The organism is Providencia sp. PROV201, assembly GCF_028479545.1.
GTDB classification, from domain to species: domain Bacteria; phylum Pseudomonadota; class Gammaproteobacteria; order Enterobacterales; family Enterobacteriaceae; genus Providencia; species Providencia huaxiensis.
Genome location: NZ_JAMPNW010000006.1, coordinates 146880 through 172215, shown reverse-complemented (window position 1 = coordinate 172215; position 25336 = coordinate 146880). Strand labels below are relative to the sequence as shown.

At 41.0% G+C, this 25336-nt stretch carries 20 protein-coding genes and 1 tRNA gene; 7 read left to right on the top strand and 14 right to left on the bottom strand.

From position 1 onward, the window contains the following. Positions 1-23: 23 nt before the first annotated feature. Positions 24-1040, top strand: coding sequence for a serine hydrolase domain-containing protein (locus PR809_RS07390; RefSeq protein ID WP_206276279.1), 1017 nt, complete (start codon positions 24-26; stop codon positions 1038-1040). A gap of 48 nt (positions 1041-1088) precedes the next feature. Here PR809_RS07390 and PR809_RS07385 read toward each other — a convergent pair whose 3' ends face one another. From PR809_RS07385 to glyQ, 11 genes are all read right to left on the bottom strand, one after another. Continuing rightward, entirely contained in the window at positions 1089-2585 is a 1497-nt protein-coding gene (locus tag PR809_RS07385; protein ID WP_102138870.1) for an insulinase family protein, read from the bottom strand. Between the two features lie 169 nt (positions 2586-2754). After that, positions 2755-3453: a HAMP domain-containing protein gene (locus PR809_RS07380; protein WP_102138869.1), complete on the bottom strand. Its 699-nt coding sequence runs from the start codon at positions 3451-3453 to the stop codon at positions 2755-2757. Positions 3454-3648: 195 nt separating this feature from the next. After that, positions 3649-4653, bottom strand: coding sequence for a dipeptide ABC transporter ATP-binding subunit DppF (dppF, locus tag PR809_RS07375; protein WP_206276278.1), 1005 nt, complete (start codon positions 4651-4653; stop codon positions 3649-3651). Continuing rightward, complete coding sequence (dppD, locus tag PR809_RS07370; protein WP_102138867.1) at positions 4650-5630, bottom strand: dipeptide ABC transporter ATP-binding protein; 981 nt, start codon at positions 5628-5630, stop codon at positions 4650-4652. The genes dppF and dppD overlap by 4 nt, the downstream gene beginning before the upstream one ends. 12 nt (positions 5631-5642) lie before the next feature. Next, entirely contained in the window at positions 5643-6545 is a 903-nt protein-coding gene (gene dppC / locus PR809_RS07365; RefSeq protein ID WP_102138866.1) for a dipeptide ABC transporter permease DppC, read from the bottom strand. A gap of 10 nt (positions 6546-6555) precedes the next feature. Further along, positions 6556-7575, bottom strand: a complete 1020-nt coding sequence (gene dppB / locus PR809_RS07360) for a dipeptide ABC transporter permease DppB (protein WP_102138865.1) — start codon at positions 7573-7575, stop codon at positions 6556-6558. Between the two features lie 168 nt (positions 7576-7743). Then, positions 7744-9351, bottom strand: coding sequence for a dipeptide ABC transporter periplasmic-binding protein DppA (gene dppA, locus PR809_RS07355; RefSeq protein ID WP_102138864.1), 1608 nt, complete (start codon positions 9349-9351; stop codon positions 7744-7746). A gap of 618 nt (positions 9352-9969) precedes the next feature. Further along, positions 9970-11562, bottom strand: a complete 1593-nt coding sequence (locus tag PR809_RS07350; protein ID WP_206276277.1) for a ShlB/FhaC/HecB family hemolysin secretion/activation protein — start codon at positions 11560-11562, stop codon at positions 9970-9972. A 177-nt stretch (positions 11563-11739) separates the two neighbouring features. Beyond that, positions 11740-11816 (bottom strand) — tRNA-Pro (locus PR809_RS07345). A 220-nt stretch (positions 11817-12036) separates the two neighbouring features. Next, a complete protein-coding gene (gene glyS, locus PR809_RS07340) occupies positions 12037-14106 on the bottom strand; it encodes a glycine--tRNA ligase subunit beta (protein ID WP_206276276.1) in 2070 nt (689 codons plus the stop codon). 9 nt (positions 14107-14115) lie between these two features. Then, entirely contained in the window at positions 14116-15024 is a 909-nt protein-coding gene (gene glyQ, locus PR809_RS07335; protein ID WP_166265937.1) for a glycine--tRNA ligase subunit alpha, read from the bottom strand. A 202-nt stretch (positions 15025-15226) separates the two neighbouring features. Between glyQ and PR809_RS07330 the strand changes: the two genes are divergently transcribed. Both PR809_RS07330 and PR809_RS07325 read left to right on the top strand, forming a co-directional pair. Continuing rightward, complete coding sequence (locus tag PR809_RS07330; RefSeq protein WP_206276275.1) at positions 15227-15790, top strand: DNA-3-methyladenine glycosylase I; 564 nt, start codon at positions 15227-15229, stop codon at positions 15788-15790. A 205-nt stretch (positions 15791-15995) separates the two neighbouring features. Further along, entirely contained in the window at positions 15996-17252 is a 1257-nt protein-coding gene (locus PR809_RS07325) for a valine--pyruvate transaminase (protein ID WP_102138859.1), read from the top strand. 320 nt (positions 17253-17572) lie between these two features. On the opposite strand, the gene PR809_RS07320 is transcribed toward PR809_RS07325, so the two are convergent. Next, entirely contained in the window at positions 17573-19231 is a 1659-nt protein-coding gene (locus PR809_RS07320) for a putative transporter (protein WP_102138858.1), read from the bottom strand. A 390-nt stretch (positions 19232-19621) separates the two neighbouring features. Here PR809_RS07320 and PR809_RS07315 point away from each other — a divergent pair, with 390 nt between their 5' ends. Beyond that, positions 19622-19936, top strand: coding sequence for a YceK/YidQ family lipoprotein (locus tag PR809_RS07315; RefSeq protein WP_102138857.1), 315 nt, complete (start codon positions 19622-19624; stop codon positions 19934-19936). A gap of 307 nt (positions 19937-20243) precedes the next feature. Here PR809_RS07315 and PR809_RS07310 read toward each other — a convergent pair whose 3' ends face one another. Then, a complete protein-coding gene (locus PR809_RS07310) occupies positions 20244-21572 on the bottom strand; it encodes a DUF3748 domain-containing protein (RefSeq protein ID WP_181490014.1) in 1329 nt (442 codons plus the stop codon). A 122-nt stretch (positions 21573-21694) separates the two neighbouring features. On the opposite strand from PR809_RS07310, the gene PR809_RS07305 reads away from it, so the two are divergent. Then, positions 21695-22309, top strand: coding sequence for a trimeric intracellular cation channel family protein (locus tag PR809_RS07305; RefSeq protein ID WP_206276539.1), 615 nt, complete (start codon positions 21695-21697; stop codon positions 22307-22309). A 27-nt stretch (positions 22310-22336) separates the two neighbouring features. On the opposite strand, the gene ligB is transcribed toward PR809_RS07305, so the two are convergent. Continuing rightward, on the bottom strand, positions 22337-24061 hold the full coding sequence (ligB, locus tag PR809_RS07300; protein ID WP_206276538.1) for an NAD-dependent DNA ligase LigB: 1725 nt from the start codon (positions 24059-24061) through the stop codon (positions 22337-22339). 316 nt (positions 24062-24377) lie between these two features. On the opposite strand from ligB, the gene gmk reads away from it, so the two are divergent. Beyond that, complete coding sequence (gene gmk, locus PR809_RS07295) at positions 24378-25001, top strand: guanylate kinase (protein WP_102138854.1); 624 nt, start codon at positions 24378-24380, stop codon at positions 24999-25001. 56 nt (positions 25002-25057) lie between these two features. Then, entirely contained in the window at positions 25058-25333 is a 276-nt protein-coding gene (rpoZ, locus tag PR809_RS07290; RefSeq protein WP_102138853.1) for a DNA-directed RNA polymerase subunit omega, read from the top strand. The last annotated feature ends 3 nt before the right edge of the window (positions 25334-25336 follow it).

The following is a 25336-nucleotide window of genomic DNA, read 5'->3' as shown; positions in this document are numbered from 1 at the left end:
AATCATTTAATAATGAGATTATTATGACCAGCTCTATTCAACAACTCGAAAATTTAACTTGTGGTGTCGTCCTTTACTACCATAATCAATCCCAAAATAGCGTGGGAACCTTCTGCGCTAGAGGAGCAGATCTTGAAGGTATGCCCCTCACTGTTGATACACCGCTGCGAATTGCCAGTAATACAAAGACATTTACTGCGGCTGCAATTTTACGTCTTGCTGAAATGGGGAAACTTAGTATTTATGATGCAATATCTGAATATATTGACCCACAATATAATGCGCTACTCAGTACCCAATATAACACTCACACTATCACCATTCGCCATTTACTGGAGCACAGCAGTGGCCTACTAGACCATGCTGATGGTGACTACCTCAAAGCCGTTCTTAAGCAGCCTAATTATGTTTGGAGCCGAACAGAGCAAGTCGAAATGTACATGCGTAAACAATTTCCAACGTTTTCGCCTTCTAAATCCTTTATTTATTCAGATACGGGTTATATTTTGCTCGGTAATATTATTGAACGAATTACGGGACAATCTCTTGGCCTAGCTGTTAGGGAGCTTTTGCATTTCGACTCTATTGGTCTTGAAAGCGCATATTGGGAGTCATTAGAACAACCACCGGAAATCGCGACACCACGGGCTCGTCAATATTTAGGTAAATGGGATGGCACACATATTCATGCCTCCATGGATGCCTATGGCGGTGGTGGTTTAGTTATGTCCTCGAAACAAATGGCGATATTTCTAGAAGCGCTGTTTGAGGGAAATATTTTTTCATCACCAAATACGCTAGAGACTATGCTAAGTATGGGTTCTCACGATGGCGCAGAAAATTATAGATTGGGCATCATGGTAAATGTTGTCAATGGCATCACCCTGTATTCCCATTTAGGTTTTTGGGGCTCTGTAGCCTATTACGCACCAAAAGCAAAAATCAGTGCGGCGGGGTTTGTTGATGACAGAGAGTCACGAGAGACGCTGATCCACGTTATTGAATCGCTATTAAGCCAACAACATGAAATGAAAAGATAACCACTGGATATTCAATGGCTATCTTTTCATATAACTATCTTTTCATATTTATTGTGCAGTAGATTTTTCTTCTACAGGTGAAGCAGGTGCAGCTTCTGTTGATACTGGCGCTGCAATCTGAGGCCATAGCACTTTGGTAAATTTCTGGCGAATTTGTTCCGCATCCATCAATTGCTTATCTTTTGGCTGCGCTAATACAAAAGCAGCTTCTTGAGATAATAACCTGCGGGCTTCCATATTAACGTGTTCAAGGCTCTGTGACGCCAAGAAGGCTTGCCTTAACCGCTGATACTGTTCAGGAGCGATATCAACGACCCCATTTTGTTGGGAAATCAAACGTTGGCTAATCAGAACGTCGGTACTCGTACGCGCATAAGCGGCAAACAACTGCGATAACTGCACCTGTTTCTCTTTGAGCATGTCGTCAAATAACTCAGCTGCAATACCATTTTGGTTAATCGATGCAAGCTCACTCGCGACAATGTCTGTCACCGCTGCCATTTTTTCAGGCGCTGCCGTGACCGTTAATGTACAACTGGCTTTTTGATATTGCACACGACAATCTAACCCCGGAACGACTTCCCCTTGATTAAATTTTTGATTGAACGCTTTTTGCAAGGAGCGATAAACTGCTTCACGCGCTAAGTCACTGGACCAATAACGCAGTAAGACATTTGAGTCTTTAATGGGTAGCCAATCAATATCCCAAATTAATGAAAGCGTGTCCTGTGCAGGTTGTTCCTGCAAGATATCAATAGATTGTGGTTTTACTGACGATAACACGGCAACAGAAACCGGTTCAGAGCGCCGACCTTCTAATGAAGAGAAATTTTGTGAAATTGAATCAGATAACATTCGAGCATCCACATGGCCCGCGACATACAATGTCATGACATCCGGTGTATACCATTTTTGATAAAAAGAATTCACACTTTCAAGCGCCACAGCACCATTCGGTTTTTGGCCTGGGTCGTACCCCATCATTGTTGATCCCTTTAAACGCGCTCGCCAAACGGGATCGTTGGCATTTAAAGGCAGTGTTGCAACTGGGACATTTTGTGCCGTCAAACCATTATGCAATGTCGTTTCTGTATACTCAGCACCTGCAACAGAAGTTGCTAACCAACTTAGCGCTTGCTTGATTAGGTCTGGGCGATTATTGGGTAAACTTAAGCTATAAATAGTGTAGTCATAGGAAACAACAGCGGGTGGAATTGGCATGTCAGGGTCTGCTGCCTGACGCCAGAATTCTTGTAATGTTGCAGTTGGAAACGCTTCTGTTTGATGAAACAACGCCATTTTAGGAATGAGGTAACTGTATCCTTTCTCGCTCGCTTTTTCTGTTAATGAGCCTGTTTTAATTGCTAACCTGAGCTGGATACGGTCATTTGGACGTTGTGGTGTTTGTAATAATTGCCAGCTAAAGCCATTTTCTAGCTTCCCTTGCTGCCATGCTGGATCGGGTTGTAAGGACTCAGCCCCCGCTAAATGCGCGACGGAGAATAATACAACACCAATGATATACCGAACTTTCAAGCCCTGCATGTAAACCCCTATGTGTTTTATATCTTTATATTTAACCGCGAATAACGACAGATAAATTAACGAAAAACGCGAACTTATCGGGTTAAACGATATAGTTTGGCTTTATTCCATTTTTCATTGTCACCACTATAACGATATTAGACCATAAAGCTGAGTTCATGTTCATGGCTTAGTCTGATTTTTGCTGTTTTCTTTGACGATTATACCCTTTTGCAAGTAAACCGAGCTCATCGTCACGATGATATTCAGACACAGTAATTTGATTAACTTCAGAATTTGTCTGTAATTCAATTGCGATTTTACGCAGTGGCCTTATTATCATTCGGCTGACACACCACGTCATTCCAATAGCAATAATGAGCACCAACAGCAAATAAGTGGTTGTCATCAATGCGAGTGTGTTTAGCGCGAACCGATAAACACGGTTAGGGTCAACCTGTAATGTTAAATACCCTTGAGGCTTCGCTTGCAACACAACATTGCCGTATGCATACAGCGGCACGGTCATTTCGACAGGTATCCCCACAAAATGCGTTACCCAATCAGGTATCGGCTTAGGCGTTGCAAAGCTTAGATTCATTACCGTTGTGCCATCAACCGTAATAATCGCATTTCCCATAATGCCTGATGTTTTTAAGCTTATCAGTAGCCGTTTGACTTCGTTAAGGTCAGAACTTAACAATGAATCAGTTAATGGTTCTTGAATTTGCACTACAGCGTTACTAAGTTGGTCTAAATAATCTTGCTTACGTTGGTCAACTAAATAGCTGAATTGAATAGCTAAAAAAAGCGCAAGTGATAGCAACGTAATCATAAAGAATACGACCATACTTTTTAATGTTAGTGAGCGTTGGACTCGGGTATTCATTTGGCCACAACCTTTCTAATCAAGCAGCTTTTTTAAAGAAAACGGAAACGTCAGCCAGTATACTTGATTTTATCTGCAAAAGAGTAGCTTAAAAAGAAAGATTGGGTATTTAGGACAAACAACACGTTAAAATAGCTTAAAGGCACACTTGAATAAAAAACGGTAGAAAATCAGCCTTTTCTACCGTTTCACACATTAACTCATAACAATCGTCTGTTTTTCATTTTCATCAACCGCAAAGCACGCAACCAACTGTTGGTTATATTCCTTCAGTGTTGGCTGGAATTGCGTACACTGACCGAATGCTCTACGACAACGCGCTGCAAATGCGCACCCCGGCGGCGGGTTCAAAGGGCTTGGCAACTCTCCCGTTAACTTAATACGTTCGCGCCGAGCATCTGGGTTCAATCTCGGTGTAGCGGATAATAACGCTTGGGTATAAGGGTGAAGAGGGTTATTAAAAATCTGCTCTTTTGTCCCTTTCTCCACACAGCGGCCTAAATACATCACCATGACTTCATCAGCGATATGCTCTACCACCGATAAATCGTGTGAAATAAAGACATAAGACAAACCTAAATCTTGCTGTAAATCCATCATCAGATTTAATACTTGAGCACGAACAGACACATCCAGTGCGGAAACGGGTTCATCTGCAACCACGATATCAGGGTCAAGCATTAAACCACGAGCTATCGCGATACGTTGACGTTGGCCACCAGAAAACATATGGGGGTATCGGCTATAGTGCTCTGTTTTCAAACCCACTTTAGCCATCATGGATAATACTTTTTCTTTGCGTTGCTCTTTCGATAACGAAGTATTAATCAATAGCGGCTCTTCCAAAATTTGCCCCACCTTTTTACGTGGGTTCAGCGAGCCATAAGGGTTTTGAAACACAATTTGGATTTTTTGGCGACGCAATTTCTCCGCAGACTTATCTTTTACTAACAAGTCTTGGTCTTGATAATACAACTCGCCTTCAGAAGGTTGCTCAATCATGGTTAATAAACGACCCAATGTCGATTTACCACAACCGGACTCCCCAACCACTGCCAGTGTTTTACCTCTTTCTAGTTCAAAAGAGACCCCATCCAATGCTTTTAAGGTTTTCTCGGCAGCAAAAACCCCTCTTTTGACAGAATAATATTTTTTCAAATCCACCGCTTTGAGCAATGGAGTGTGTTGTTTGTCACTCATAGTGTTGGCCTCCCCATATCATCCAGCGGCATATGGCATTTGACTTGGCGATCACCAACGGTTTGTAACATTGGCTCTTCTTGACGGCATATCTCCGTTGCATACGGACAACGTGGGTTTAATAAACAGCCCACTGGCCTATCGTATTTTCCCGGTACCACACCAGGAAGCGAGGCTAAACGGGACTTATTCGTCGCAAATTCCGGCAAGGCACGTAATAGTGCTTGTGTATAAGGATGGCGTGGATGTTTAAAAATATCACTTGCTTTGGCGGACTCAACCACCTGCCCCGCATACATCACAATAATATGATGTGCAGCTTCTGCCACTAAAGCGAGGTCATGAGTGATAAGCACTAATGCCATATTTTCTTGTTGCTGCAATTCCAACAACAATTCAATGATTTGGGCCTGAATAGTGACATCTAGCGCTGTTGTCGGCTCATCTGCAATCAATAATTTAGGTCGACATGCGATCGCCATAGCAATCATCACACGCTGGCTCATTCCTCCTGACAACTGGTGAGGATACACATCTAAACGTGATTGTGGGTCAGGGATCCCCACCATATCTAACAGGTCGATAGCCCGCTGTTTGCGTGTACTTTTGCTCCCGCCTTGATGCACTTTCAATGCTTCAATGATCTGATACCCCACGGTAAAACAAGGGTTTAAACTGGTCATCGGATCTTGGAAAATCATCGCAACATCGGCACCAACAATCTGCCTGCGTTCTTTTTCAGGGATCGACAGCAAATCACGTCCATCAAATTTTAATGAATCTGCCATTACTTTCCCGGGGTAATCGATCAACCCCATAATCGCGAGTGAACTCACCGATTTACCTGAACCCGACTCACCAACAATACCAACGACCTGGCCTTTATCAACGCTATAGCTGATGCGGTCAACGGCGCGAAACGGTGCTTTTTCGTCTCCGAAATGTACCGAAAGTTGTTCTACATTTAACAATGCCATTTGGTTACCTCATCACTGCTTGAGTTTTGGATCAAATGCATCACGTAACCCATCACCCATCAGGTTGAACGCAAGCACCGTCAATAAAATTGCTAATCCAGGAAAAGTCACTACCCACCATGCGCTTTGTGCAAATTGCAACACATCAGACAGCATCGTTCCCCATTCAGGAGTCGGTGGCTGTGCGCCCATTCCGAGGAAACCCAAAGCAGCCATATCTAAAATGGCATTCGAAAAACCTAAAGAGGCCTGTACAATCAAAGGTGCCAAACAGTTAGGCAAAATATTGACAAACATTTGACGAGCCGCTCCTGCACCCGCAACTCGGGAGGCAGTGACATAATCACGGTTGACTTCCACCAGTACTGCCGCACGCGTCAGCCTGATATAATGTGGCAAGGCAACAAACGTCAAAGCAATAGAAGCGTTAACAATGGACGGGCCGAAAATGGCCACCAGCACCAATGCTAATAATAGGCTTGGTAATGCCAGCATGATGTCAACAACTCGCATAATTAATGCGTCAACGACACCGCCAAAATAACCTGCGATTACTCCGATGGTAACACCCGCAATTAGTGATAATACGACCACCAAGCAGCCAACTAACAGCGATAAACGAGCGCCATACATTAAGCGAGAGAGTAAATCACGCCCAATATCATCAGTACCTAAAATAAATTGCCAACTTCCCCCGTCCTGCCAAACAGGTGGAACAAGTAAAAAATCACGAAATTGTTCATCTGGGGCATGCGGAGCTAATACTCCCGCAAAAATCGCAATCAGCACCATCAGGATAATGTAGAACATCCCGACAACGGCCCCTTTGTTACGTTTAAAATAGTGCCAAAATTCTTGTAATGGTGTCATCGGCTGCGGGGCGCTGACAACAGTTGGCTCAGTAGATTGAGACATTTAGCGCTCCTTATTTCTTATGGCGAATACGTGGGTTTACAATGCCATACAGCACGTCGACCACTAAGTTTACGAGGATGATCAGTGTAGCAACCAGCAGGACGCCCCCTTGTACTACAGGGTAGTCACGGCGCTGTAGTCCTTCGATTAACCAGCGTCCTAACCCAGGCCATGAGAAAATAGTTTCTGTTAAAATAGCCCCTGCTAGCATCACCCCAACCTGTAAGCCAATTACCGTGACCACTGGTAATAATGCGTTGCGTAATGCGTGAATTAAAATGACGCGCGCGCGGCCAAGACCTTTGGCACGAGCAGTCCGAATATAGTCTTCTCCCAATACTTCCAACATTGACGAGCGAGTCATGCGCACAATAACGGCTAATGGGATCGTACCTAAAACAATAGAAGGCAATATTAAGTGCTCTACTGCATCAATAAAGTCACCATCCTCCCCCCAAATTAGGGTATCAATTAGCATAAAACCGGTCAGAGGCTGGGAGTCATCAAGAAAAACGGTGTCACTGACTCGGCCGGCTACTGGAGTGAGGTCTAACTGCACCGACACTAGCATGATGAGCATGATCCCCCACCAGAAGATAGGCATTGAGTAACCCGTTAAAGAAAGGCCGATTGCAGTATGGTCAAAAATTGACCCACGTTTTACTGCCGCTAAAACCCCAACAGGGATCCCAACAGAAACCGCAAAAATCATGGCGCAAGTGGCCAGTTCGACGGTCGCTAAAAAACGAGGTAAAAACTCTTCCCACACACCAATACGGCTTTTTAGGGAAATCCCTAAATCACCATGAAATATCCCATTGATGTAATGGAGATATTGCTTCCAAAGTGGCTGATCAAGCCCTAGTTCAGCCATTAAATAAGCATGCCTTTCAGGGGATAATCCCCTTTCACCTGCCATGATCATCACCGGGTCACCCGGGATCATGTGGACAAAAGCAAAGGTTAATAATGTAATACCGATAAACGTGGGGATCACAAGCCCCAATCGTCGGAGGATAAATTGCAACATATCCTGAATCTCTTTAATAATGCCGTTGACGGCTCTTAGTCCGTTTGGCTACTCAGAAAATCGCTTTTCCGGGTGCTCACAAACAACTTAACTTTTCCGCTTCTTCTAGAGAAGAAAACGCCCTCCGCTCTAAACCAGCAACGAAGGGCATAGACAGATTAGATACGATTACTTCTCAATATCGACGTTTTCGAAGTGGTGTTTGCCTAGTGGGTCAACCACATAGCCTTTGACTTCTTTACGTACCGGCTCAAACACCGTGGAGTGTGCAATGATGAGGGCTGGTGCCTGTTCATTCATCACAACTTGCGCTTGCTTGTACAGTTCAACTCGTTTGTCGTGATCTGCTGTTTGCCGTGCTGGTTGGATCAAGTTCTCAAAGCTTTCATTACACCATTTTGAGTAGTTAGAACCTTGCTCTTTTGCTGCACAGCTAAATAAGGTTGCAAAGAAGTTATCAGGGTCCCCATTGTCACCCGTCCAACCCATCATTACCGTTTGTGGCTCGCCATCTTTCGCACGTTTGAGGTATTCGCCCCACTCATAGCTGACAACCTTTGATTTAACGCCAACTTTAGCCCAGTCTGCTTGGATCATTTCAGCCATACGGCGTGCATTTGGGTTATACGGTCGTTGAACAGGCATCGCCCACAAGTCAATTTCAAAGCCATTCGGGAAACCTGCTTCTGCTAATAGGGCTTTTGCTTTTTCAGGGTTATATTCGTAGTCGTTTACAGCGTCGTTATAGCCCCACATTGTCGGTGGGATCAGGTTTTTCGCTTTTTGGCCTGCACCTTGATAAACCGCTTCAATAATTGCATCTTTGTTCACCGCCATAGACAGCGCTTGGCGAACTTTTTGATTATCTAACGGTTTTTTCTCGACATTATAAGAGAGGTAACCGACGTTTAGGCCTGGTTGCTCCATTAACGTAATGTCTTTATCTTGCTTCATACGCTCTAAATCAGCCGGATTTGGATATGGCATGACTTGGCATTCATTTTTCTGCAGTTTTGCATAACGAACGGAAGCATCTGGCGTGATAGAGAAGACTAAACGGTCAAGTTTAGGTTTTGTGCCCCAATATTGGTCGTTGGCTTTATAAAGAATACGGGAGTCTTTCTGATACTGTTGCAGAACAAATGGGCCTGTTCCAATTGGGTTTAAGTCTACTTTTTCTGGCGTACCCGCTTTCAACATCTGGTCTGCATATTCAGCAGAAAGAATGGATGCGAAATCCATTGCCATATCCGCTAAGAATGGAGATTCAGGACGAGTTAACGTAATTTTTACTGTGTTATCATCGACTTTTTCAACTTTATCGATAATTTTATCCATATCCATTCCCATAAAGTATTCATAGCTGCCACCTGAAACTTTATGGTATGGGTGATTTGCATCTTTTTGACGCATAAATGTATAGATTACATCGTCCGCATTCAAATCACGGCTTGGCTTAAATTCTTTATTCGAGTGCCATTTGACACCTTTACGTAGATGGAAAGTATATTCTTTACCATCATCACTCACTTCCCAGCTTTCCGCTAGGCCCGGTTCGATTTCCGTCGTTCCTAATTTGAATTCCACTAAGCGGTTATACAGTGGAATTGAACTTGCATCATAGGTTGTTCCTGACGTGAACAACTGTGGGTTAAAGCCCTCAGGGGAGCCTTCTGAACAATAAACTAACGTTTTTGCCTGTACTGATGCTGATACTGCTAATGCTGCCAATGTAAGCCCTACAGTCAGTAGACCTGTCTTTTTAATAGAGCGCATCTGTATGCTCCTATGGTGTTCATGTTGTTTTGCTTGATGCCTAAATCCGTCATAAAAGCGACAGATGTAGTATCTGTATTTTTTGTTATTCATTGTGCAATTAATCAACTGTTACTCACTTCGTCAATAGCCGCATTTATGACTCACCCACAATCTATGTAACATATCAGAAACAATTAGCACTGCAATTTAGCTTAAAATTTCACAGTAGAGGACAAGATGCAGGTGTTATAACCATATAATCAGTAGTGAATAGGTTTTTATGTTGAGGTTATTTATTTTTATATTTGTGATTAAGTGCTGAATTACCGAACGAATATAGTGCTTTTGTTGGTGTAGTGCGAAATAAAACACTAAAGAGAATTGATATGGAAATTATTTTAGTATGTAATAATTTAGTTTGTTTTATAAGCAAATAAAAAACATTCAGCTGACTATGCTAAACAAAATTTTAACCAACTGATAACTTAAAGAATAAAATAACACTGATAAGGGTTTGTATTCTATTTGCCCAAATACAGAATATGCTTTAATACCAACGATAAAAGCTACAATTACCTAGTATTAATTCGGTCATTCCTCAATGATGCAATTGTCTATCTTAACCCTATGATTTAACTAATAATGAAACCTTACCTGAAGACCCGTACTCATTGAATTCACCAACAGCTGATCAGTTTGCCAAATTGGAGTCTCCGTAAATAAATGATATGACAAACGCCCTATTTGGCCTTTAGCTCCGACTCTACCACCCAGCAATAGATTTTCTTTCCAAAAGGTCCCCCTATCATTTGATGTTGTTCCTAAACCTAACGAGGTATATAAAGCCATATATGACCATGGGCTCTGCCAGAGGACCTCACTTTGTAGCTTTAAACTATTATCTCCCATATCAAAGGACTCGGCTCCTCCAATAAAACCGCTAACGCCTCCAAAACCAATAAATGACTCTTGCTCTAATAAAACATCTAACTTATCACGACTTAGTTGCACATCAAGTTGGCTTTCATATTGAAAAGGAGAGGCCACCCTCATTGCAGAAGCCGAAACTTGTAAAACCTGTGGCTTATTTAAACCTGTAACTTGCTGTGCATTTGCACCAAACCAGCTAGTTCCTTGTTTATACTTTAATGCAATTAAAGCGCTACCCTGTAAGAAGTTAACCTGATGAGTCAGCTCACCAATAATGTAATGAGCCAAACGTTGTTGTGTTTGTAAGTGTAGGTTGGACAAAAACGTGTCGCTCCTTTGGCTTTCAGACCCTAGGCTTAATGAAGTCATCGCGTTTTCTGTTCGCTTTAATAAATACTCGGCTTGTAATAATAAGAAACTGTTATGCTGCTTCAGTGGTAGAACAACATCATTGCTGGCAATGACCGTTTTATTTTTCTGGTATCCACTCAATATTGAAAACAACCAGTATTGATAAGGAAGAGAATAAAACAGCATGGCTGATTTGACTTCGGTTTCTTCGGTGTTACTAAATTGACGGCTAATATTTGAATATAAAAAATCATTTAATAACAAAGGATTAGCAACCATAAAAGTATGGCCAACTGTATTTGTATTGCCTACCTGATGGGCCATTGAGTGTGACTCAAAGGAGAGAGTACCTTGAAATTCGCGCCGATGCTGGCCTAGCACTATAATTTGAGTGGCGTTTTCATGCTTATCATCTGCAATTAATTTGACTTGAAAAGGGATTAAAGATGCATTTTGTAAGTTGTACAAATCTTGCTCAACTTGTCGCAGATTAAGCGCATCCCCTAGCTGAAAAGGAAATATATGTTGAAGTGATTTATCTTCTGCCTGCTCATGTTGATAAATCACTGAAGAAACTGTTCCTGCTATTATTTTTGCTTGCAGGATACCAAATAGAAAAGTTTGCTCTGGGTAATACAAGTAAGAGGTTAAATAGCCTGCATGAACTAGCTCTGCCGTAATGTCATCCGCATATTTAAGCAAGCCTTGTTCATCAATGCACTGGCCTTCTATCTTTTGCCGCCATCTATTCACTTGGCTACGAGCGATTTCCTTTACTTGCTCAAGCCCAATGAAATGTACTTGATTCATCATGATACAAGTAGAGGGGACTTGGGTAATACCATTTGGAGGCGCTATAGGCGTGCTATAAGCTTTAAAGCCAATAATGGTACAAAAACTGAATAAGAAGCAGCAAAGATGTATCGATAAAACGTTATCAACTTTCATTAACGAGTCCTTGTAATGAAAAAGCGTTTTTACCTAAAACAACATGAGTGAGTCAGCTTATATATCAACAGAGATAGGTTATTGAGTGCAAGCCAAGTTAGTCTGAAATAGTTGGGGTGAAAAATAGGAAGGAGTAAAAACGAAAAAACCCACCTCAATGAGGTGGGTTTTAGAATTTGGTCGGCGAGAGAGGATTCGAACCTCCGACCCACTGGTCCCAAACCAGTTGCGCTACCAAGCTGCGCTACTCGCCGAAAACGGTGTGAATAATACTGCCAAGAACGGAGGTCGTCAACCCATTTTTCGCCAATTCTGTTCGTTTGCCGATAAAACCACCAAAATGGTAAGGTTTATATGCAAGTCGCTTTATTTAAAGCAAAAAATAAGCACTAAAATATTTTAGTGCTTATTTATCAAACAGGTTAGAGTTTATAAAAATAGCATTAACAACACGCTAATAACTCAATTTTAAGCCTATTGCAGTAAAGAAATATCCGCTACTCTTAAGAATAACTCACGTAACTGGCTTAATAGTGTCAAACGATTAATACGAACCGCTTGGTCTTCATCCATTACCATCACATTTGCAAAGAATTCATCCACGATATCGCGTAAAGAAGCTAATTCAACTAAAGCCTCTTGATAATTCCTTTCTGCAAACATTGGCGCAAGCTTATCTTGTAATACCACAACGTGAGTCGCCAGTTTGACTTCTTCAGGCATTTTTAGAACAGAGGCTAAAACGTTGTCCGCAAGTTTTTCTTCTGATTTGCTCAGAATATTGGAAACACGTTTATTTGCCGCTGCAAGTGCCTGTGCTTCGTCTAATGAACGGAAGTGAGTAACTGCTTTCACTCGCGCATCAAAGTCAGCAGGTTGTGTTGGGTGACGAGCTAATACCGCTTGAATGGTATCGATACTATAGCCTAATTCTTGATACCAAGAACGGAAACGACCAAGCATGAACTCAACAACGTCACTAACCACATTTTCATTGGTTAATTTATCACCGTATAAGCGAGCCGCTTCTTCTGTCATCTCAACGAGATCAAGCTGATAGCCTTTCTCAACAATAATGCGTAAGACACCTAACGCAGCACGGCGCAGAGCAAATGGGTCTTTATCGCCTTTAGGATGTTGGCCGATACCAAAAATCCCCGCAAGCGTATCCATTTTTTCAGCCAGTGCTAATGCAGCTGAAACGTCAGTCGATGGAAGTGCATCCCCTGAAAAACGCGGTTGGTACTGCTCTTTTAAAGCTAATGCAACATCTTCTGACTCACCATCATGGCGTGCGTAGTGCATTCCCATAACACCTTGAGTGTCTGTGAACTCAAACACCATGTTAGTCATTAAGTCACATTTTGCTAATAGACCAGCTCGTGTTGCATGATTTACATCCGCACCAATTTTGCTCGCAACCCAGCCAGCTAATGCTTCTAAACGGTCTGTTTTATCACGCAATGTGCCTAATTGTTTCTGGAACAATACAGTTTCTAAGCGTGGTAAGTTATCTTCCAAACGTTGTTTACGGTCAGTCTTAAAGAAAAATTCGGCATCCGCTAAACGTGGACGTACGACTTTTTCGTTACCTGAAATGATTTGCTGAGGATCAGAAGACTCAATATTGGCCACAAAGATAAAGTTAGGCATTAGCTTGCCAGCCTTATCATAAACTGGGAAATATTTTTGGTCCCCTTTCATGGTGTAAACGAGCGCTTCTGAAGGAACCTCTAAGAATTTCTCTTCAAATTTAGCTGTTAAAACGACTGGCCATTCAACCAATGACGTCACTTCTTCAAGCAAGCTATCCGTTAAGTCAGCTTGGCCACCAAGAGCCTTAGCTGCTTTTTCTGCATCCGCTTTAATCACCGCTTTACGTTCTTCGTAATCCGCCATGACTTTACCGCGTTCACGTAAAATGGCTGGATATTGTTCAGCATTATCAATGGTAAACTCAGCTTCACCCATGAAACGGTGACCACGAATCGTGCGCCCGCTCTTGATACCTAAGATTTCACCATCAATAACATCGCTACCTAGTAGTAATGTGACGGTATGAACAGGACGAACGAATTGAGTGTCTTTATCAGCCCAGCGCATTAATTTAGGAATGGGTAGTTTTGCGAGCGCGCGGCTAGTCATATCAACCAATAATTCGCTGACAGCCTGCCCTTTTACTTGAGCACGATACAGTAGCCATTCGCCTTTATCGGTCGTCAAACGCTCAGCTTGATCAACGGTAATACCACAACCACGAGCCCAGCCTTCAGCGGCTTTAGTCGGTTGGCCATCTGAACCAAACGCCTGAGAGATAGCAGGGCCGCGTTTTTCAACTTCACGGTCTGGCTGTGAAGCCGCTAAATCAGCGACTTTAAGTGCTAGACGACGAGGGGCAGCAAACCACGTTACTGCACCATGAGCGATATCAGCACCATCAAGTTCAGCCGTAAAATTTGCAGCAAATGATTCAGCTAATGAACGAAGAGCCTTCGGCGGTAACTCTTCGGTGCCGATTTCCACAAGGAAAGTCTGTTGAGTCATGACAGCCTCTTAGTTCTTATGACACATAGGGAATCCAAGCGCTTCACGAGAAGCATAGTACGCTTCTGCAACCCCTTTAGTTAGGGTACGAATACGTAAAATATAGCGTTGGCGTTCAGTAACAGAAATGGCTTTACGTGCATCTAGTAGGTTGAAAGTGTGAGCCGCTTTCAAGATACGTTCGTATGCAGGTAGTGGAAGTGGCGTTTCCAAAGCCAGCAAGTGTTGAGCTTCTTTTTCATACTCGTCAAAACATTTGAACAGAAAATCAACATTTGCGTATTCGAAGTTATAGGTTGATTGCTCAACTTCGTTTTGATGATAAATATCACCATAGGTGGTTTTACCCAATGGACCATCACACCAGACAAGGTCATACACGCTGTCCACGCCTTGAATATACATGGCTAAGCGTTCTAGGCCGTATGTAATTTCACCCGTTACCGGTTTACACTCAAGACCACCGACCTGCTGGAAGTAAGTAAACTGAGTCACTTCCATCCCGTTAAGCCATACTTCCCAACCTAGTCCCCAAGCACCAAGTGTTGGGTTTTCCCAGTTATCTTCAACAAAACGAATGTCGTGAACGGTTGGGTCAACACCTAATTCTTTTAAAGAACCAAGGTATAATTCTTGGATGTTATCGGGTGATGGTTTGATGATCACCTGAAACTGATAATAGTGTTGTAGACGGTTTGGGTTTTCACCATAGCGACCATCAGTAGGTCGACGAGATGGTTGAACATAAGCCGCAGCAATAGGCTCAGGGCCTAATGCACGCAAACACGTCATTGGGTGAGAAGTTCCGGCGCCGACTTCCATGTCCAATGGTTGAACAATGGTACAGCCTTGACGCGCCCAGTAGCCCTGTAATGTCAGGATTAGACCTTGGAAGGTCTTGGTATCAAACTTTTGCATGTTAGATCCGCACGCGATACGTAAAATTTAATGAAAGTACGCCAGTATACCCTTTGACCGCAAGATATACAGCATTGAATACGTCTGTATTTATTCTAAAAATAAAAAAAAATACTTTCACCCCTTTTAAACTGGTTATTTATACAGTATAAATAATTTGTTTTTTGAAACAAGGTTATCGAAACTGTAAAAAGGATGAAAAATGGATACTTCCCTGACACGCTGCCATTGGGTTAATCAAGATCCTGAATATATCGCTTATCACGACCATGAATGGGGTAAACCCACTTATGGCAACTTAGCATTATTTGAAATGCTTTGCCTTGAAGGCCAACAAGCCGGGCTCTCTTGGTACACCATTTTAAAAAAACGCCAAGGATATCGTGACTTATTTCATCATTTCGATCCTACAAAAATCGCATTAATGAGTGATAATGATGTTGAACGACTTATGCAAGATACTCGAATTATCCGTAACAGACTAAAAATTAATGCGATTATCGCGAATGCAAAAGCCTATTTAGCGATGAAAGACAATGGTGAAGATTTTTCCACTTTTATTTGGCAATTTGTAAATGGTCAACCCATTGTCAATGGTTGGGAAAAACCATCACAAGTCCCTGCGGAAACTGAAACTTCTAAGCTTCTTTCCAAGGCACTCAAAAAACGTGGGTTTAAATTTGTCGGTTCGATCACTTGTTATGCCTTTATGCAGGCAACTGGCATGATTAATGACCATTTAGTGAATTGTTGCCAATTTAAATAAATTAGTTTTTATCGGCGTAACTTACCAAGGAAAAAGAAAAATAAACCACCAAGGCATTAACATTGCGATATTTTAACTCGATAAATTAGAAATTTTCGATATTTTACATTAAAAAAAGATGTGAATGGGTGGTTGAACTCTGAGAAGTAGCAGAGTATGTTTTAAATTCCATTAACAATCTAATAAATATATGTGAATAAATGCGATGATATTTTCTAAATTTGGTAATAAATTTGCTCAAAATTCAGGTATTTCATTATTAATGAAAGATTTGAATGAAGGCATAAGAACCCCTGGCTCCATTATGTTAGGGGGTGGAAATCCAGCTCATATCCCTGAAATGGATAAATATTTCCAAGATCTATTAGCTGAAATGTGTGCTAATGGCCAGTTGACGGACACTTTATGTAATTATGATGGTCCTCAAGGTAAAGATGCCATGTTGAAAGCGCTTGCAGCAACGCTAAAAGCAAAACTAGGTTGGAACATTAGCGCGAAAAATATTGCCCTATCTAACGGCAGCCAGAGCGCTTTTTTCTATCTATTTAACTTGTTAGCCGGTCGCTTTGAAGATGGTATCACCCGTAAAGTCCTCTTCCCTCTTGCCCCTGAATATGTCGGTTACGCGGACTCAGGGCTTGACGATGACTTATTCGTCGCGAACAAACCACAAATTGAATTTTTACCTAATGGCCAATTTAAGTACCGGGTGGACTTCAACACATTAGAAGTTACTGATGACATTGGTGTTATTTGTGTGTCTCGTCCAACAAACCCAACCGGTAATGTCATTACAGATGAAGAAGTTGAGCATTTAGATCAATTAGCTAAACAACATAATATCCCATTATTAATAGATAATGCTTATGGTGTTCCTTTTCCTGGCATTATCTTCAGCGAAGCTACGCCATTTTGGAACGAAAATGTCATTCTTTGTATGAGTTTATCTAAACTTGGTTTACCTGGAACTCGATGCGGCATTATCATCGCTAATGAAGAAATCATTGAAGCCGTTAGTAATATGAATGGTATCATTAGCCTTGCGCCTGGTGGCATAGGCCCCGCCCTTGCTTTAGAAATGCTCAAAAAAGATGATCTTATCTCATTATCTAAGAATATAATTGGCCCTTTTTATAAGCAACGTGTGGAAGAAGCCATCGAAATTATTCGCCGCTATATTCCAGAAGATAAATGTTTGATTCATAAGCCTGAAGGTGCCATTTTCCTTTGGTTATGGTTTAAAGACTTACCAATTAATTGCTTAGAATTATACCAACGCTTAAAGAAACGCGGTGTATTGATGGTTCCTGGCCACTACTTCTTTCCCGGTATCGAACAAGATTGGCCACATGCACATCAATGTATGCGCATGAACTATGTCCCTGAACCAGAAAAAATTGAACAGGGGATCAAGATATTAGCTGAAGAACTAGAAAAAGCTTATCAAGAAGTAACCTGTTAGGTTGCAAAATAACAAAGGGCTTTTAAGCCCTTTAATTGCAATTTTTAGGTAAAAAAAAGCCCTTTCATGCAGAAAGGGCTAAAAATTAGCGAGAACTCCGTAATTGAAATCAAATTAATTTTTCAATACGAATATCATTCAGAACCATTAGAACATCTTTTCTATTTGGTTATTGCTTGAACAAAAGCACTTTTTGCCCCTATATATCGTGATACTTTTTAATGGCCTTCTTCTATATCCATCATGAATACTCACCTATCCAATTGAAAAACAAGCCTTAAACAGTGTTAGTTCTTCATCAAGTGGATTATCACATTTAACTAAACGGCCCAAAATAAAATGGCGAGTAATTGAGGAGAAATAATCCTTAAAAACATCGCTAATGGATAAACTGTTGCATAAGATAATGCGGGAGCACCGCTGGTCGCATGAATATTATTTGCAAATGCTAATGCAGGAGGGTCCGTCATGGAACCTGCTAGCACCCCGCAAAGGCTCAGATAGTTCATTTTGCCAAAAATTCGAGCTACAACACCTGTAATAAATAGCGGCACAAACGTGATCAATAACCCATAGCCAATCCACGTCAGCCCATCGCCTTTAATTAAAGTATCAATGAAGCCACCACCAGAATTGAGCCCAACCACAGCGAGGAACATGACAATCCCCAACTCTCTCAACGCCAAATTTGCACTCGGAGGCATGAACCAATATAAACGCCCGATAGTCCCTATACGACCTAGAATTAATGCAACAACTAGTGGGCCTCCCGCTAATCCAAGTTTTAGCGCTGCAGGAAAACCTGGAACAAAAACAGGTATTGACCCCAGTACAACCCCAAGCCCTATTCCAAGGAACACAGGTAACATTTGAACTTGCTGTAGTTTTTGTTTCGCATTGCCTAACAAAGCGGTGACAGCTTCAATTGACTCAGGACGCCCAACAATATTTAAAATATCGCCAAATTGTAAAACTGAATTGTTATTAGCCACTAAATCAATACCCGTACGGTTTAATCGTGTAACAACAACGTCATATTTTTGTTTTAAATTTAAGTCTTTAAGCCTTTTACTTAATACGGCATCATTCGTTACTACTACACGAACGGAATGCAAAATAGAGCTTGATGTCGAAAGGGATGCATCAACTTCCTCACCTAATATTAAGCGAACTTTATTTAAATCGTCTTTCAAACCAACAACGTGCAATAGATCCCCTAAATGGATCTCTGTTGTGGGCTGAGGGACAACAAGCATATCTCCACGTTTTAATCTTGAACAAACAATCGCTTCACTACCAAGTAGTGGGATGTCTTGCATCATTAAGCCATCAAGATTAGCGTTACGAATGGCAATATTCATGGTCTGCAGAGAATCGCGCTGTTGAAAATTAGAACTATTAAATGCGGAAGCTTCTTTATCTACTGAGATCCTAAAAATAATGCGTACTAACCACATTACTAATAATATGCCACAAATCCCCATAGGATATGCCATGGCATAACCCATTCCCATCTGGTCAACAAGGTTAGGATCAGAGCCTAAATCAGATAAAATTTGCTGACCAGCACCTAAAGATGGGGTATTCGTGACTGCACCTGAAAAAATACCTAAAATAATAGGTAATGGGATATTCGCAACTTTATATATAATTGCCGTTACCACCGCACCTAAGACAACCACCATCAGCGCAAAACCATTTAGTTTCAGGCCAGAAACACGTAAAGAAGAGAAAAAACCAGGCCCGACCTGAATACCAATCGTGTATACAAACAGTATCAAGCCAAACTCTTGAATAAAATGCAGCATGTCTTTATTCAGTTGTAAGCCGTAACTTTGGGCAAAATGCCCAACGATGATCCCCCCAAATAGGACACCACCAATACCCAGCCCAACACTACGGATCTTCCAATTACCAATCCATAATCCTAAAGCAGCAGCTAACGCCAACAAACTTACAGTAAGAGCTAATTCACTCATAGACCGCATCCTTTTGACGACAAGTTACCCATTAAACACACCCAAATAGGCGATAAAACAGACTACTGAATCGATTATGCCAAATAGCCTGAGGGTAATATGTGCCATAGAGCACAGTTCAGAATGAATAAGTGACCTATTTTTTTAGAATTTTCAAACTGATAACAAATATAAAATAGTATGTCTTTATTTCTTAACGTTATTTACCATTCATCGAATAGATACTGAAGGTAAACATTTTTAGTTAATAGCTACAAGGAAACTATTAACTAAAAAAATACATACGGTTAAATAAAATAATAATATGACGCCATTATTGTGAATTTCTTGTTTTTCGTTATTATAAGTCAATATTAGGAATAACAAACTAAATACAGGTTAACAACGTCTATGCCGAGTTTAATTTCAATACGATTCTGTTTCCTTATCGCACCTCTTATTTTGAGTGGTTGCTCGAGTATTATGACCCATGCGGGCCCATCAGAAGGTTATTACCCTGGTTCTAAAAATAGTATTAAAATGATAAAAGATGATGAAACTGGTTGGGTCGTTAAACCTTTACTTGCTATTGATTTACCTTTTTCTGTTGTTATGGATACTCTTTTAATTCCTTTAGATTACGCTAAATCGGGTAATGATGATAAAGCTGATTCACCCAAAAAACGTATAGAAGAACTTGAAAAGAAAGATAAAACGAAAAAGTAATTTAGGATCAATCAAACGTTTATAATTAAAATGTCATTGTGTACTAAATGTATTTATTAATACATTATTTTTAACCTAACTAAGATCTGGCAAATCATTTATGTAATATTACTTTAATTATTAATTTTTTATGACAATAGCCTTTCTTAACTTAAATATTCTATTTGTAAACATCGCCATACTCGACATGCGAATAATTAACAATTAAATGATTAGAATTTTAATTAGAGTGTAATAAAAATAATTACGAATAAAAAAGTTAATCCGAACTTTTTTATCCATAATTATAGAAACCTAATTATTTTATTTACCGCTTTAAACCCGTTTCTACTGTATAAATCTGCCTAAATCCATCAATATCACGCATGAATGCGATCAATTCATCATTAGGTGAAAATACAATGGCATCAGCAACAGGAGCAGGCTCAGTCCATTCTGTTAATTTTTGCATAACCCCAGTCACAACATGACAATACATAACGCTATTGTCACGAATAAAGCAGATATGCTCACCTTTACTATCCCAGTTAAAGGCAGACTGAAGCGGTGAAGAGCCATGCGTTATTTGCCTTTGCATTCCAGTTAGCGTATCAACTAACCATAACTGAGCGTTGCCGTCATCATCATTCATCAAACAAGCGATCGATTTACCATCTGGCGAAGTTCTAAGCCAATGTCGTGGTTGTTTTGCTAAACCAGGAAATTTTTTATCCTGTGTGTAAGTTAAACGCCTTTGCTGTATCCCCATTGGAGGAGAAGGCATGCTCGATTCTGTTCCTTGGATGGGAAATTCCCCTGCAATCATGTAATCCTCAAGCTGTGAAGGCAAATCAACAATGTAGATCTCAGGGATAATTTCTCCATTTGTAGAATGAGTATCGCCAATAAATACCAGTGCTCTTTCCTGCCACTCCCCACTCTGTTTTTGATAGCCTTTTTGACCTACCCAGCCCTCTTCGTATGCACGGCTAATTTCATCGCTGCAAGGTTTAGGCTGCGGTGTAGTCTGGGTCACAACACAACAAAAATAGTCGCCATTGTATTCTCGGTTATGTTTTTTGGGATTTACATTGACAGGCCCGATAGGTACAGCAATCGCAACATTCCGTTGGTCTAATTGCACATCTAATTCATGCATTACATGGTCGTTATATGTAAAACTCAGCCACTTTCCGTCTGGACTAAAAACATGAACATGAGTGCCCCCACGTAACGCCCCCACTAAATAAGGCGGAGTAATACACATAGCATCAATGGGGTGAACGACGTTTAATTGTTCGTCTTTAACATACACCCCTCTTCGGTGGTGAAAATCATATTGCCACTGATCATCTGGGTACTCAGGGCCATGTATAAACGCATATTGAATTGGCGGTTGAGGACTTACAGTTACCACCCCAACGTGAGCCCCATGACTTGCACGGTAAACCTCAACGACCTGTTGTGTTTTTACATGAATTTTTTCTATAGATAAACCTGTAAAAGAACTACCATTTGGCCTTATATCGTACGCTAGCCACTGGCTATCTGGTGTCCAGACATTAATGTTCGTTAGTTGATGGCTTCGCTCATCGTACGTTAAACGTGTTTCTTTATAGGGCAATTTATTATTCAATCTGTTATCCTTTGACATCATTTAATATCGCTATCGGATTACTTTAACTAATCTAGTTTAATCAACACTAGAAAATCTCAGTCGAGAAGTTTCACAAGTAATATTACCCTTTAGCAACAACCTTAGTCCTGAACAAAACTACCATGTTATTAAGTGTACTTTATATTATTGGTATCACCGCAGAAGCCATGACGGGTGCGCTTGCCGCTGGCAGGCGAAAAATGGATGTCTTTGGTGTCATCATTATTGCGTCTGCGACAGCGATTGGCGGTGGTTCCGTACGTGATATGTTACTTGGCCATTACCCCTTAGGCTGGGTGGAACACCCTGAGTATATCCTGACAGTTGCGGGCGCTGCTATTGTGACAATTTGGATAGCTCCGATGATGAAACATTTACGTCGATTGTTCCTCATATTAGATGCTATCGGGCTAATTGTGTTTTCTATACTTGGTGCCCAAATTGCCCTCGATATGCACTACAGCCCAATCATCGCTGCCATTGCAGCAGTAATTACTGGCGTTTTTGGCGGTGTGTTAAGAGACATGCTATGTAATACAATCCCTTTAGTTTTCCAAAAAGAGGTCTATGCTGGCGTCTCTTTCGCTGCCGCTTGGATCTATATTGGCCTATTACAAGCTCCTCTGCCTAAAGATATCGTGGTAATTATCACACTCGTTGTTGGTTTAAGCGCAAGGCTAATAGCCATTCGTTATCGTCTTGGTCTACCTATTTTCAATTACGAAAACCAAGATTAACCTAATTCAGCAACAGCTATTCAGCCATTAATAATTTACTATTGATGGCTGAATAGCTTTCATACCAGACAAAATACCTAAAATAGATTGGATTTCCGGTTCCGCCAACCAATTAGCCAATTTTTTCCTTTGTAATTCTGTCAAATTTATACTGTTAACCCATGAGGGGTCATACAGCATACCTATGTCAGTCACTTTTCCTACTTGTACCTTAGGCAGTGGAATTGCCAAACCTTTTAACCAAAACCAAATAGGTTGAGCCTTTGCCATTCTCAGTTGCTTTACTAACAGTTGGTGCTTTTTCCCCTTAGGTAAATCGTTTTGCCATTGCTCTGACAACCAAGTTGTTAGTTGAGTAAGGTTATTGTTCTCTACCCATTGGTGCCATGTGGCTTCATTTATCCCTCGAATACCGAGTTGTTTGCCTAACCATGTTAACCTCGCTACAAATTGCTGTGAGCAAGACTTCGTATAAGTCAGGCAGCTGAGCGCGTGAAACTGCTTTAAGCTTGATGTATCTGGATATTCACGTTTCTCTCGCCGCCAAACAATGTCTTCAATTTTTGGACTTCCGAGACCTGAAAGAGAGACAAGTATTTTATCTCCAACAAGTAAATTTCGCTTTTCCCATGATGATAGTGAGCCAGCATTTACCTTTGAAATAGTTTTCGAGTCAATATTGACGGGAGTGATTTCGGCAACGACACTGACTCTTCCTGTTCTGCCTATATTGAATTTGAATTTAGTTACCTCTGATAACACACTGCGCAATGGGTATTTCCATGCAATCGCCCAGCTATTTTGTTTTGATTGCCAAGCTGATGCCGCTGGTGCTGGAAAATTTTTAAGTACTATGCCATCGGTAGCAAACGGTAATTGACCTTGGTAATAGTATTCCCTTAATTCCTTAGCCTGGGTTTTATTTTCAATTTTATGGCTATATTGCTCAGCAAGCGGAAAACCTATCTCAGAAAGTAATGTTAATTGTGTTTTTGGATTAGCATCTCCCGCAGGCCACGCCCAGATAAAAACACCAATATTTTCTTCAGGGGCCGTTGGTGCACTTTTTCGCATTAACCACCCAGCAATCTTATTACGCGCATTTACTCCCCCCCTTTTAGCTTGAATGTGCCCATTCATACGCCAAAATAGTTCCCCTTGAAGCACTAACGTACCTGAATATTTGATTTGTTTGGGTATTGCAGGAATGAAATCTGCTTTTGCTCGCCACTCTATTCCTTCAACACTATTTCCTCGGCTGATCATGGAAACAAGCTTGCCATTCTTGTAAACCAGCGTTACCGCAACACCGTCAACTTTAGGTTGCAACCAAATATTTTTACGTGTTTCTATCCAACTATGAACTTCTAATTCATTAAGTTTCTTCAACCCTGTGTGAGGAATTGGATGCGTAGTTAGCTGTGATTTTTCAGGTAATAGCACTTCCGGCAATTCTTCGGGGAGTTGCTGGCATCGTTGCAAAAAACGCCATAAATTAAATAGCTGGTCATAAGCTTCATCACTAATCGAACTGCTACCCGCCAAACGGTAAGCTTGGTTCCACTGTTGTAATTGTTTCCCTAACCGGTAACTCTCCTGCCTAATTATTTTACTATTTTGTTCTTCACACTGTTCATTAATAGCGCTTTGCTGCGCGGCTTGGGCAATATTAGTACATACCATTACTCCCAAAATTAACCCGCTCAACCTATAAGCGAACGCTAACCAATAACCATACAAAATATGAATCATAACTATTCCTTGTTATTACTAATCCATTGTAATGCAATCTTTAAAGCATTTTCCTCATTCGCTAAGCATGAAACACCTTTTCTCTGCCTTCATCCCCAAAAGAAATTATTTGCAAAAAGCTTCGCAAAACGAATGTTGCTTTCATGAGTAATAAGTTAATTTCTCGAGCCCGTTCACAATTTAGTTATGAATCAAATTCATTTAATTAAAATTCATGATTTATTGATATCGCTGCATGTTGATGCAAGTACGTGTATACTATGTCGGGTTTATCACCATCTTTTATGTTTAATCCTCGACTATTCAAGAAATCATCATGATACAAGGCACGTTATATATTGTTTCTGCCCCTAGTGGTGCAGGGAAATCAAGTCTGATTCAGGCTTTATTAAAAACACAACCATTGTATGACACACAGGTTTCCGTTTCTCATACAACTCGAGCTGCACGTCCAGGAGAAACCCATGGCGAGCACTATTTCTTTGTATCTGAAACTGATTTTTTACAAATGGTCGACAAAGGCGAGTTCTTAGAACATGCCTGTGTTTTTGGGAATTATTATGGGACGTCCAAACCCATCATTGAAGATGTATTAAATAGTGGTGTAGATGTTTTTCTTGATATCGATTGGCAGGGAGCCCAGCAAATTAGGGATAAAATGCCTGAAGCACGCAGTATTTTTATTCTCCCACCATCAAAAGATGAACTTTATCGTAGGCTACGTGGACGTGGGCAAGACAGCGATGAAGTTATAGAAAAGCGTATGTCACAAGCAGTAGGTGAAATTGAACATTTCAACGAGTATGATTACCTTATTGTTAATGATGATTTCAATACCGCGCTAAGCGATTTACAATCTATTATCCGTACTGAGCGTTTAAAGTTAGCGCGTCAGATTCAGCGACATGATGCTTTAATCAGCAAATTACTAGCAGACTGAGAATAGTTTCAGTATCATATCAGGTCATTTTTTTATTTCTTTGGAGTAGCACACTTATGGCACGCGTAACTGTTCAAGACGCAGTAGAAAAAATTGGTAACCGTTTTGACCTCGTATTGGTTGCGGCACGTAGAGCTCGTCAGTTACAAACGGGTGGAAAAGACCCTTTAGTTCCTGAAGAAAATGATAAATATACTGTTATCGCATTGCGTGAAGTAGAAGAAGGTTTAATCAACGGTCACATTTTAGATGTGCGTGAGCGCCAAGAACAGCAAGAGCAAGATGCGGCTGAAATGCAAGCGGTTTCTGCAATCGCTGAAGGTCGTCGCTAATCA